Raw genomic sequence first — 11,627 nt, 5'->3', positions numbered from 1 at the left:
GCATCCGGGCCAGCCGCACACACTTGCGGATCATCCGCACACACTTGGCGCGGGGTGGAGCAGCCCGGTAGCTCGTCAGGCTCATAACCTGAAGGTCACAGGTTCAAATCCTGTCCCCGCAACCAAAGTCAGTTGAAAAAGCCGGTCCGCACCATGCGGGCCGGCTTTTTTCGTTTTTGATACTGGTTCCGGTCGATCGGATCGGCGCCGCCGTCCTTGCGAGCGCAGCGAAGAAATCCAGCGGCGCCACGCTTTTCGAGGAGGCGCCGCCCTGGGTCGCTTCGCTGCGCTCGCGATGACGGAGCGAGCCGGTTCGACCGATGCGTTCGACCGGGAACGGTATCGGCCTCACCGCGCCCCGCCGCTCCGCCGGCTCCGGCGCTCGGCCTTGCGGGTCGCGGTCTCGCGCAGGTGCTGCTCGATGGCGTCGTTGGCCCGCCCGCGCATGTGGCGGATGGCGTCCACGTCGTCGAAGGTCTCGGGGAAGCGCCGGGACAGCCACAGATAGGCGCTGGCGAGCTTCACGGTCCGCTCCTGGTAGTCGAGCGCGCCCGCGAGATTGCCGCGCAGGGCCGGGACCGTGAGGCCGGCGGCGCGCGCCTGGCACCAGCGCTCCAGCAGCCCCATGGCGATCTCGTCGCGCCGGTCGATCGGGCAGACCGAGAAGGCGAACTTCTCCTCGATCGGCAGCCGCGCCCGGTCGACCGTCCGGGCGACGTCCAGCACCTCCTCCAGGGCCGAGGGCTGGAACGGCGAGCCCGCGTAGAAGGTCGCCCGCGCGAAGTGGGTCAGCACCTCGTACAGGCTGTGCGTGCGCATCTCCTCGGCCACCGAGCGGATCGCCCCGAGGTCCGGGCGGACGTAGAAGCGCGTGTCGGCAGCAGGCGCCGTCGGGGCGCCCGAGAGGGCGGTGCGGATCGGCTCGGCGGCGTACGGGTCGGTCGCCGCCACGTAGCCGACATCCTGGTGGCCGTAGCGGCCGGCCCGGCCGGCGATCTGCCGGATCTCCGAATGGGTCAGCGCCCGCTCGGCGGTCCCGTCCCACTTGCGCACCGCCGAGAACACGATCCGCTTCAGCGGCCCGAGATTGAGCCCCATGCCGATCGCGTCGGTGGTCACCAGCACGTCGGCCTCGCCGGAGCGGAAGCGCGCGGCCTCGGCCCGGCGGACCTCCGGCGACAGGGCGCCGTAGATCGTCGCGACCCGGTGGCCCCGGGCGACGAGGATCTCGCGGTTCTCGTGCACGGCCCGGCGGGAGAAGGCCACGACCGCGTCGCCGGCCTCGACCTTCTCCAGCGGCACCGGCTCCTCCAGCAGCAGGAGCGGCGACTTGCGGGTGAAAGGGATCACCTCCAGGGACTCGCCGGCGGCCTCTGCGGCGCGGCGGACATAGGACAGAGCGTCGTCGGAGCCGCAGACGATCACGGTCCTGGCGGCGACGCCGAACAGCGCGTTGGTCCAGGCCCAGCCGCGGTCGGGGTCCGACAGCATCTGGATCTCGTCGATCACCGCCACGTCGATCGGACGGGTCAGGTCGGCGGTCTCGATGGTGCGGGCGGTGTGGGTCGGGTCGGCCGCGCCCAGCACCTCCTCGCCGGTGATCATGCCGGCGCGCAGGCCCCGCTCGCGCAGGGTCTCGTAATTCTCCAGCGCCAGCAGCCGGAGCGGCGCGAGGTAGGCGCCCGTCCCGGCCGCGGTCAGGTGCTGCAGGGCCGCGTAGGTCTTGCCGGAATTGGTCGGCCCCATGTGGAACACGATCTTCCGGTCGAGGCGCCGGGCGGCGGTGAACCGCTCGATATAGGCGCCGAAGCCGACCTGATCGCGCAGCCGCCGCAGGCGCGAGCCCTCGCGCGCCACCGCCTTGGCGTGGCGGCGGACGGGGGTGAGCGTGTCGTTGAGGCCGCGGGCGAGCTTCGGGCCGTAGGTGAACACGCGGGACCGGAGGGAGCGGTCCATGTGGGCGATGTAGGCGGCGGCGTCCGCCCCGACCTCGCGCAGGTCGACGAGGAGCTGCGCCCGCAGCCGGTCGACCGGCTTGTGCAGGGCGCGGGTCGCCTGCAGGGCCGTGCGCGCCACGGCCTCGCGCAGGGCCTCCAGGCGGTGGGCCGGGTCGTTCCGGGCGGCCATGCGGGCGAGGATCTCGGCCGCCTCCGGCTCCGGGGCGATGTCGAGCCGCAGGTCCAGGCGGCCGTTGTCGAGGAGCGGGATCTCGGTCCGGATCAGCCAGGTGATCCGGTGGTCCTTGGTGACCACGGCCCGGAGGTTGGGGATCGCCGTCCGGATCGCCGGGATGCCGGTCTCCGCGAAGGCCCGGGCGGCCCGCATCTCGCGGAGCGCGCGGGCGACGCGCTCGTCCTCCACCTCGGCGCCGTAATCGGGCAGGTCGAGATGGGCGAGCAGCCGGTCGAGGTCGACCGCGTCGGGGGACAGGCCGAGGCGGCCTACGGATTCGATCAGGCTCTCGATCGTCGGGCGGAGACGCTTGCGCGCCATGCGGTCACCTTCGGCAGAAGCGTCCGACGCCAACCCCGGTGCGGTCGGGGGCGTTCCGGATCCGATCCATGCGCCGAACTGCGTTCGGGCGCTACGGCGACATCGTCTTGGCGAGCGCAGCGAAGCAATCCGGTCGGCGCTGTGCTGACCGAGGGCGCGCTGCCCTGGGTCGCTTCGCTGCGCTCGCGAAGACGGGATCTCACGGCTGCCGGGCCGCCTCGGCGAGCCAGCCGCAGAAGGCCCGCACCGCCGGATCCTCCACCCGGGGGTCCGGGACGTAGGTGTAGTAGCTCCGCGCTGGCAGGGCGGGGCCCGCGAAGGGCAGGGTCAGGCGGCCGGCCGCGACGTCGTCGGCGATCAGCCGCTCCGGCCCCATGGCGACGCCGAGCCCGTCCAGGGCGGCCTGGAGGGTCAGGTAGAAGTGCTCCAGCGTCACCGTGGCCCGCGGCGCCAGGTCCGGGACACCCGCCGCCCGCAGCCAGTCGGGCCAGACCCGCGGCAGCGTCGCGGCGTGCAGCAGCGTGTGCTGCCGGAGATCCTCCGGGACCCGGAGCGGCAGCCGCCGCAGCAGGTCCGGGCTGCAGACCGGGATGCGCCGCTCGGACAGGAACGGCTCCGCGCGGTGGCCCGGGCGGCTGTCCGGCCCGCCCCGGATCGCCACGTCGAACGGCTCCGCCAGGCTGGCGAGGGGCACGTTCGAGGTCGTCAGCCGCACCTCGATCGACGGGTTGGCCCGCTGGAAACCCGACAGGCGCGGGATCAGCCAGCGCAGGGTGAAGGTGGCAAGCGCGTTCACGTGCAGCAGGCGCGGCCGGCCGCGCTCGGCCTGACGGGCGGTGGCCAGGGCGATGCGGTCGAGGGCGGCGCCGATCTCGGTGGCGTAGGCCGTGCCGGCCTCGGTCAGGACCACGCGCCGGTTGTGGCGCTCGAACAGCGGCAGCCCGAGCCAGCCCTCCAGCATCTGGACGTGCCGGCTGACCGCCCCGTGGGTGACCCGCAGCTCGTCCGCGGCGCGGGTGAAGCTCCCATGCCGCGCGGCCGCCTCGAAGGCTTTCACGGCGTTGAGCGGCGGCAGGCGACGGTGCACGGGTCAGGTTTCCTCACGCGAGCGTCAGCTTAAGTCGTTTGTCAGCTCCGGGCCAGGGCGCCATCCTGGCGTCGCACCACGAAGGATGGCTGGATGTCCGTCGCGTCCGATCTGACCGCGTTTCCCGAACCCATGTCCCTGTCGGACGCCCGGCGCACGCTGGTGGCCACCGGCGTGAACCACGCCCTGCACGACGGCTACACGGACCTGATCTACGTGCTGCTGCCGGTCTGGCAGGCGGAGTTCGGCCTCGACTACGTCGCCCTGGCGTTCCTGCGCTCGCTCTACAACGGGGCGCTGGCGGCGCTGCAGATGCCGGCGAGCCGCCTCGCGCAGGCGTGGGGCGTCCGGACCGTGCTGGTGCTCGGCACCGTGCTCAGCGCGGCCGGCTACGCGATCGCCGGCGCCTCGGGCGGCCTCGTCGGGCTCGGGATCGGGCTCCTGCTCGGCGGCGCCGGCAGCAGCACCCAGCACCCCCTGGCGTCCGCGGTGATCGCCCGGGCCTACGGGCCCGGCGCCCGCGGCCCACTCGGCACCTACAATTTCACCGGCGATCTCGGGAAGGCGGCGGTCCCGCCCCTGGTCGGCCTGCTGCTGACCCTGACGGGCTGGCGGCACGCGCTCTGGGTGATCGCCGGCGCCGGGATCGCGGTCGCGCTCGCGGTCGCGCGCCTGCTGCCGCGTGAGCCGGCGTCACGCAGCGGCGGTACGGCGGCGCGTCCGGCGCCCCATCCGTCCGCGACCGGGCCGGGGCGCGGCACGGGCTTCCGCCTGCTCGTCGCCATCGGCATGCTCGACAACGCCGCGCGGCCGGCCTTCCTGCTCTACCTGCCGTTCCTGCTGCAGGAGAAGGGCGCGGCCCTGACCACGGTCGGCCTCGCGCTGTCGCTGGTCTTCGTCGGCGGCGCGCTCGGCAAGGCGGTCTGCGGGCGCCTCGGGGACCGTCTCGGCGTGACCCGGACCGTGATCCTCACCGAGACCGGGACGGCGCTGGCGATCCTGGCGGTGATCGCGCTGCCGCTGGCCCCCGGGCTGATCCTGCTGCCGCTGCTCGGCGTGATGCTGAACGGCACCTCGTCGGTGCTCTACGGGACCGTCCCGGAACTGGCCCCGGGCGGCCGGGTCGAGCGGGCCTTCGCGGTGTTCTACACCTGGACGCTCGGCGGCAGCGCGCTGGCGGCGCCGCTGCTCTACGGCCGGCTCGGCGACGCGGCCGGCCCGCACTGGGCGGCCGTGGCGGCGGCCGGGACGGCGCTCGCCGTGGTGCCGCTGATGCTGGCCCTGGCGCCGCGCCTCGCGACGGGGCGGCAGCGGGCCTGAGGCGCGCCGCCCCCTCGGATCACCCGTCATCGCGCGCGCAGCGAAGCGACCCGGGGCAGCGGGACTTCTCGGCAGCGCGACGCCACCCTGGGTTGCTTCGCTCCGCTCGCGAGGACGTTCGCGTCAGGCGCTTCCGAGGGTGCTGACCCGGACGGCCTCCGACCGGCCGTCCACCGCCACGTCCCGGATCTCCGCCGGCGCCACGCGGGCCGCCGCGTAGACCGCCTCCGACACCACGGCCACGCAGCCGAGGACCTTGGTCAGGCCCTGGAGCCGGGCCGCGACGTTGACGGTGTCGCCGAGCGCGGTGAACCGGGCGTCGGTGGCGTCCCCCATCTCGCCGACGATCGCCGGGCCGGCATGCACGCCGATCCCGTACCGGAGGGTGTGCTCCAAATCGGCCGCCAGGAGCCCGTTCAGGGTGTCGACCGACTCGGCGATGAGGTCGATCGCCTTCAGGGCCTCCCGGGCGGCCGCCTCGGCCTCCGTCTCCAACCCGAACAGGGCCAGCAGGCCGTCGCCGAGGAACTGGTTGGTCGAGCCGCCGGCCTCCCGGACGGCGTCGCCGACCGCGCCGAGGAAGCGGTTGATGATGAACACCGTGTCGTAGGGCAGGCGCTCCTCGGCGAGCCGCGTCGAGCCGCGCAGGTCGACGAACATCGCCACGATGAAGCGCTCCTCGCCGGACTGCGCCCGGTCGAGCAGGTCGGCCTGGCGCATACGCGGCTGCGGCGGCAGCAGCGGCACCACGGCCATGTCGGTCTCGGGCCGGAACTGGCAGGCGAGGCGCACCCCGGGACCGGCCGCGATGCGCTCCAGCACCGCCCGCTCGGTGCGGCCGGGCGCCGGCGCCCCGTCGCTGCCGTCCGTCACCCGGATCCGGCAGGTCGAGCACCGGCCGCGGCCGCCGCAGACGCTGGCATGGGGGATCCGGTTGCGCCGGCTCGCCTCCAGCACGCTCGTGCCGCGGGGCACCCGCACCACCCGCCCGTCCGGGTAGCTGAGACGGATCGTGCCGCGCTTGATCTCGGCGAGCGTCCGCGCGCCGCGGGCCGCGATCACCGCCGCCACGAGGCCCGCGTAGGTCCCGAGCAGCCCGTCCCGGATGGCGGCGAGCCGCGCCACTTGGTCGGGCAGCCCGACATGGACCGGCTGGAGCGCCGCGGCGCGCCACGCCGGATCCTGCGCCAGGGTCAGGACCATCCGGCCGCCCTGCGCGAAGCCCAGCAGCGCCAGCACCGGCACCAGCACCGCGAGCGCCAGCAGCCAGGGCGCCGTGCGGTCGAAGCCGGGCTTCAGCCGCAGCCAGAAATACAGGCCCATGCAGCCGTGTATCCAGGCGACGACCAGGACCGTCACCTGCATCAGGCCGAGGGTCGGCGAGGCGATCCAGAAGGCGTAGAGTTCCTGCGCGTAGCCCTTGTCGAGCCCCTCGGTGACGAAGGAGACCCGGGTCGCCACGATGTGGCTGATGAGCAGCGGCGGGATCAGCAGGCCGGAGACCAGCTGCAGGGCCTCGGACGGCCGCCAGTGGAAGAAGCGGGCCGCGTAGAGGGCCTGGAGCCCGAGCAGCAGGTGCACCACCAGGGCGCCGTAGAGCGCCGTCAGGCCGGCGGGGTTGAGCCAGACGGCCGTCACGAGGTCGAGGCCGTCCTCCATGGCGTCGAGGGAGACGTTGCCCAGGGCGTGGTTCAGCAGGTGCGTCAGCACGTAGCCGAACAGGATCAGGCCGCTGGCCAGCCGGAGACGCCGCAGGTTCAGGCGCAGGCGCGCGGCCCGCGGGGCCGACCGGGGTTGCGCGCCCGACTCGGCGGACCGGAGCGTCGCGATCGAGGCTGTGCGCACCATGCTGGAGGTCCGAGGGGATCGGTTCAGGGCCCGCCATTCACGGGCCCCTCGTACCAGCAAGACTTCCGCGGCGTCCGATTTATTTCTAATCGCCCTCGATCCGCGGGATCCCGGCGACGCCGATCGCGCGGGCCGCCCGCGCCGGAGACCCGATGCTGGACACCTTCTTCGCCCGCGGCGCCGCCGCGGTGGCCTCCGACCTGATCGGCGCCCGCCTGTTCGTCGGCGCGGCCGGCGGGATCATCGTCGAGACGGAGGCCTACGACAGCACCGATCCGGCCTCCCACAGCTTCCGCGGCCCGACCCGGCGCAACGCCAGCATGTTCGGCCCGCCGGCCCACGCCTACGTGTACCGCTCCTACGGGATGCACTGGTGCCTGAACCTCGTCTGCGAGCCCGGCAGCGCCGTGCTGCTCCGGGCCCTCGCGCCGACCGAGGGGCTGCCCGCCATGCGGGCGCGCCGCGGCCTGGAGGATCCGCGCCTCCTCTGCGCCGGCCCCGGCCGCCTCTGCCAGGCCCTCGGCGTCACGGACGCGCTGGACGGGGCGCCCCTCGCGCGGGCGCCGTTCCGGTTCGAGCCCCGCGATGCGGGCGATTCCGGGGCCGTCGCGGTGGTGAGGGACCGGCGCATCGGCATCACCCGCGGCGCCGAGACGCCGTGGCGCTTCCTGCTCGCCGGCTCCCGGTTCGTGAGCCGGCCGGCGCGGACGGCCGCCGGGTGAGGGCGCCCGCCGCGCGTGCGGGTCGGGGAGCCTTCGCAGCGGGTGCTCCCTCGGCTAGGACAGCGGGGCACGCAGCCCTCCGGGCGCCTGCGGCGAGCCCGGGGGAACCATGGCGGCCAGGGATGAAGCGACGTGGCGGGTCGGCGTCCTGTTCTCCCGCAGCGGGGTGAGCGGCATCACCGAGACCGAGCACTTCCTCGGCACCGCCCTGGCGATCGAGGAGATCAACCGGGCCGGGGGCGTGCTCGGGCGGCCGATCGAGCCGATCTGCTACGACCCCGCCGGCGACACCGACGCCTACCGCACCCTGGCCCGGCGGATGCTCGCCGAGGACGGGGTCGAGGTGGTGTTCGGCTGCTCGCTCTCGGCGAGCCGGAAGTCGGTCATGTCCACCGTGGAGCGGCACAACGGCCTGCTCTGGTACCCGTCGATCTACGAGGGCTTCGAGTACTCGGAGAACATCATCTACACCGGGGCGACCCTCAACCAGAACGTCTTCGCCCTGGCCGACTACCTGCTGCAGGAGCACGGCAACCGGATCTTCCTGATCGGGTCCGACTACATCTACCCGCGGGAATCGAACCGGGTCATGCGCGACCTGATCGAGGCGAAGGGCGGGGCCATCGTGGGCGAGCTGTACGCGGCCCTCGACGCGGACGACGCGGCCCACGCCGCCATGATCGCGGCGATCCGCGACGCCGCTCCGGACGCGGTCTTCTCCACCGTGGTCGGGCGCGGCGCCGAGCGGCTCTACCGCGCCTACGCGGATTCCGGCATCGACCGCGCCCGCTGCCCGATCGCCAGCCTGACCCTGGCGGAGGGCCAGATCCGCGCGATCGGCCCCGAGCACTGCACCGGCCACGTCCTGGCGGCGCCCTATTTCGGGGCGCTGCCCGGCGAGGAGAACCGGCGCTTCGTCGCCGCCTTCCAGGCCCGGTTCGGGGCCGAGCGCCCCACCAGCATGTGGTCGGAGACCGCCTACGCGCAGGTCCACCTCTTCGCCCGGGCGCTCGCGGAGGCCGGCACCCTCGACGCCGAGCGCCTCGGCGCGGCGGCCCTGCGCCAGCGCCTCGCGGCGCCGGAGGGCGAGCTCGCCTTCGACGGCGAGACGCGCCACATCTGGCTCACGCCCGGCATCGGCGTCGCCCGCGCGGACGGGCAGTTCGACGTGGTCTGGCGGGCGCGGCGGCCGGTGCGGCCCGACCCGTACCTCGCGTGGTCCCGGTTCGAGACGAACTGGCTGGAGGAGGGGCTCGCCGCGTGACCGGCCCCGCCCGCAAGATCCTGGACGACCTGCGGCGCGCCCGCGCCCTCGTCATCCATCCCCGGGACGAGGAGGGCGCCGCGCTGCTGGAGCAGCTCCGCCGCCTCGGCTGCGCGGTCTCCCTGGCGTGGCCGCCGCCCGCCGCCCTGCCGGCCGACATCGACACGCTGTTCATCCAGCTCGACGACGCCCAGGTGATGCACCTGCTGCCGTCGATCGAGGCGATCGAGCCGGCGGTCATCGCCATCGTGGCCTACGAGAGCCCGACCTCGCTGAAGGCGATCGCCGACGTCAACGCCCACGGCGTGCTCAACAAGCCGCTCCACCCGCGGGGCGTGCTCACCCAGTTCGCCCTGGCCCGCTACCGGCGCGGCTACGAGGGGCGGCTGACCAGCAAGATCAACCGGCTGGAGGAGACCATGAAGGGCCGCCGCACCGTCGAGAAGGCGGTCCGGCTGCTCGTGGACCTGAACCGGATCGACGAGGACGCCGCCTACAAGATGCTCCGCGACCGGGCCACCGCCGCCCGGGTGCCGATGGCGAGCGTGGCCGAGAGCGTGGTCTCGGCCCACGAGGCGATGAGCGGTCTCGGCCTGCGCATCGCGTTGGCGGAAAAGACCTGATCGCAGCAGCCTGCCGCATTTATGGTCTTGCGGTCCGGAGTGCGGCGCGTATCGTAATCTTACCGGGCAAGGTTGCCCCGCAGCAGCAGTGCTGCACGACATCACGGCTTTGAAGCCTCTGGTTCGCGGACGATCTTGTCTGCGCCCAGGGGCTTTTTGCGTTTTGGAGCTTTCATGGTCCAAGCGAACGATCCCGCGCGCCCGCCGATCCGGGTCTCCTGCATCCAGTGCGAGCCGGAATTCGGCGCGGTGGCGGCGAATCTGGCGCGAGCCTCCGACCGCGTCCGCGCGGCCGCCGCCGAGGGCGGCCGGCTGATCGTGCTGCCGGAACTCGCCAGCACCGGCTACGTGTTCGAATCCGCCGCGGAGGCCGCCGCCCTGGCCGAGCCGGTGCCGGACGGACCGACGACCCGCGCCTGGGCGGCGCTCGCCGCGGAACTCGGCGTGCACATCGTGGCGGGGATCGCCGAATCCGCCGGCGACGTCCTCTACAACGCCGCCGTGATCGTCGGGCCGGAGGGCTATATCGGCACCTACCGCAAGGCGCATCTCTGGGACCGGGAGAACGTGTTTTTCGCCAGGGGCGATCTCGGCTTCCCGGTCTTCGACACCGCGCTCGGCAAGGTCGGCGTCGCGATCTGCTACGACGGCTGGTTCCCCGAGACCTTCCGGCAGCTCGCGCTCGCCGGCGCCGAGATCGTCTGCATCCCGACCAACTGGGTGCCGATGCCCGACCAGCCCGCGGGCGAGGCCGCCATGGCCAACACCCTGCACCGGGCCGCCGCCCACTCGAACGGGATCTTCATCGCCTGCGCCGACCGGGTCGGGATCGAGCGCGGCCAGCCCTTCGAGGGGCAGAGCCTGATCATCGGCCCCAAGGGCTGGCCGCTCGCCGGCCCGGCGAGCCGGGACCGCACCGAGACGGTCTCGGCGCTGGTCGACCTCGCGGAGGCCGGCCGCAAGGACCTCAACGCGTTCAACTCGCTCCTGCGCGACCGCCGCGCCGACATCTACGGCTGAGTCCGCTTCGCACCGTCGTCATCCAAGGAGTTCGTTCATGGTGAAATGGTCCCTCGTCGGCGCCGCGGCGCTCGCCCTCGCCGCCGCACAGGCCGCCACGGCCGCGCAGGCCGCCGACGGCAAGCCGATCGTCATCGGCATCCCGATCGGCCTGTCGGGCGCCAACAGCGTCGTCGCCCCCTCGGTGGTGCAGTCGGCCGAGCTGGCCGTGGAGGAGATCAACGCCAAGGGCGGCGTGCTCGGCCGCAAGCTCGTCCTGGAGGTGGCCGACGACGCCTCCGGGGCAGCCGGCGCCCAGAAGGCCTTCGACAGCCTGATCTACCAGAAGAAGGTCGACGTCCTGATCTCCATGGAGACGAGCGCGGCCCGCAACGCCGGCCTGCCCGCCGTCACAAAGGGCCGGGTGCCGTACATCTACACCTCGTTCTACGAGGGCCATTCCTGCAACAAGAACATGTTCGTGGATGCCTGGGTACCCGAGCAGCAGGTGCCGCCGGTGGTGGACGCCTTCAAGGCGAAGGGCGCCAAGACCTACTTCCTGATCGGCAGCGACTACGCCTTCGGCCGCGGCATGCTGGGCTTCGCCAAGAGCTACGTCGAGAAGACCGGCGGCAAGGTGGTCGGCGAGGAGTACCTGCCGATGGACGGCAGCGACTGGACGGCGATCATCTCCAAGCTGAAGGAGGCCAAGCCCGACGCGCTGATCACCTCGACCGCGGGCGGCGCGCCGAACGTGACGCTGACCAAGCAGCTGCGCGGCGCGGGCGTGTCGCTGCCCTTCGCCAACCTCGCGCTGGACGAGGGCACCGCCAAGAGCATGGGCGCTGACGCCGAGGGCGTCTACCTCTCGGCCTCCTACGTCACCGGGATCGACAGCCCAGAGAACAAGGCCTTCCTGGCGGCGATGCAGAAGAAGTTCGGCGCCGAGCTGCGCACCCCGAACGACCTCTCGGTGCCGGAATACGAGGCGATCTACCTCTACAAGGCCGCCGTCGAGAAGGCCGGCGGGACCGAGACCGCCAAGGTGCTCGAGGCGCTGCCGAGCGTGAGCTTCACCGGGCCGCGCGGCACGATCGCCATGAACAAGCAGCACCACGCGCCGCTGACGATGTATCTCGGCCAGATCCAGAAGGACGGCACCGTGAAGGTCGCCGGCACCTTCAAGGACGTCGATCCCGGCGCGCAGTGCCCGAAGCTGCAGTAAGAAGGGCCGGGGCCGGGGGATCCGAAGATCTCCATCGCCCGTCGAG

At 73.0% G+C, this 11,627-nt stretch carries 9 protein-coding genes and 1 tRNA gene; 7 read left to right on the top strand and 3 right to left on the bottom strand.

Annotated features, from left to right (window positions below):
* The first annotated feature begins 48 nt into the window (after positions 1–48).
* Positions 49–125 (top strand) — tRNA-Met (locus tag ACLBXO_RS26985).
* 223 nt (positions 126–348) lie between these two features.
* Here ACLBXO_RS26985 and ACLBXO_RS26980 read toward each other — a convergent pair.
* Together ACLBXO_RS26980 and gcvA are read right to left on the bottom strand one after the other, a co-directional pair.
* Positions 349–2,493: a helicase-related protein gene (locus tag ACLBXO_RS26980; protein WP_447687332.1), complete on the bottom strand. Its 2,145-nt coding sequence runs from the start codon at positions 2,491–2,493 to the stop codon at positions 349–351.
* 199 nt (positions 2,494–2,692) lie between these two features.
* Positions 2,693–3,580, bottom strand: coding sequence for a transcriptional regulator GcvA (gene gcvA / locus ACLBXO_RS26975; protein ID WP_447687331.1), 888 nt, complete (start codon positions 3,578–3,580; stop codon positions 2,693–2,695).
* Positions 3,581–3,673: 93 nt separating this feature from the next.
* Here gcvA and ACLBXO_RS26970 point away from each other — a divergent pair, with 93 nt between their 5' ends.
* Positions 3,674–4,900 (top strand): MFS transporter, encoded by a 1,227-nt coding sequence (locus ACLBXO_RS26970; protein ID WP_447687330.1) that lies wholly within the window; start codon positions 3,674–3,676, stop codon positions 4,898–4,900.
* A gap of 123 nt (positions 4,901–5,023) precedes the next feature.
* Here ACLBXO_RS26970 and ACLBXO_RS26965 read toward each other — a convergent pair whose 3' ends face one another.
* On the bottom strand, positions 5,024–6,748 hold the full coding sequence (locus ACLBXO_RS26965; protein ID WP_447687329.1) for an adenylate/guanylate cyclase domain-containing protein: 1,725 nt from the start codon (positions 6,746–6,748) through the stop codon (positions 5,024–5,026).
* A 152-nt stretch (positions 6,749–6,900) separates the two neighbouring features.
* On the opposite strand from ACLBXO_RS26965, the gene ACLBXO_RS26960 reads away from it, so the two are divergent.
* The 5 genes from ACLBXO_RS26960 (at position 6,901) to ACLBXO_RS26940 (ending at position 11,581) form a co-directional block, all read left to right on the top strand.
* A complete protein-coding gene (locus tag ACLBXO_RS26960; RefSeq protein WP_447687328.1) occupies positions 6,901–7,470 on the top strand; it encodes a DNA-3-methyladenine glycosylase in 570 nt (189 codons plus the stop codon).
* Between the two features lie 109 nt (positions 7,471–7,579).
* Positions 7,580–8,734, top strand: a complete 1,155-nt coding sequence (locus tag ACLBXO_RS26955; protein WP_447687327.1) for a transporter substrate-binding domain-containing protein — start codon at positions 7,580–7,582, stop codon at positions 8,732–8,734.
* Entirely contained in the window at positions 8,731–9,357 is a 627-nt protein-coding gene (locus tag ACLBXO_RS26950) for an ANTAR domain-containing response regulator (protein ID WP_331303682.1), read from the top strand. The genes ACLBXO_RS26955 and ACLBXO_RS26950 overlap by 4 nt, the downstream gene beginning before the upstream one ends.
* 174 nt (positions 9,358–9,531) lie before the next feature.
* Entirely contained in the window at positions 9,532–10,377 is an 846-nt protein-coding gene (locus tag ACLBXO_RS26945; RefSeq protein ID WP_331316320.1) for a nitrilase family protein, read from the top strand.
* Between the two features lie 37 nt (positions 10,378–10,414).
* A complete protein-coding gene (locus tag ACLBXO_RS26940) occupies positions 10,415–11,581 on the top strand; it encodes a substrate-binding protein (protein ID WP_331316321.1) in 1,167 nt (388 codons plus the stop codon).
* Positions 11,582–11,627: the final 46 nt, after the last annotated feature.

It is taken from the genome of Methylobacterium sp. C33D (genome assembly GCF_053345825.1).
Note: the sequence above shows the minus strand (reverse complement) of the source record. Positions and strands in the feature narration are given on the sequence as shown.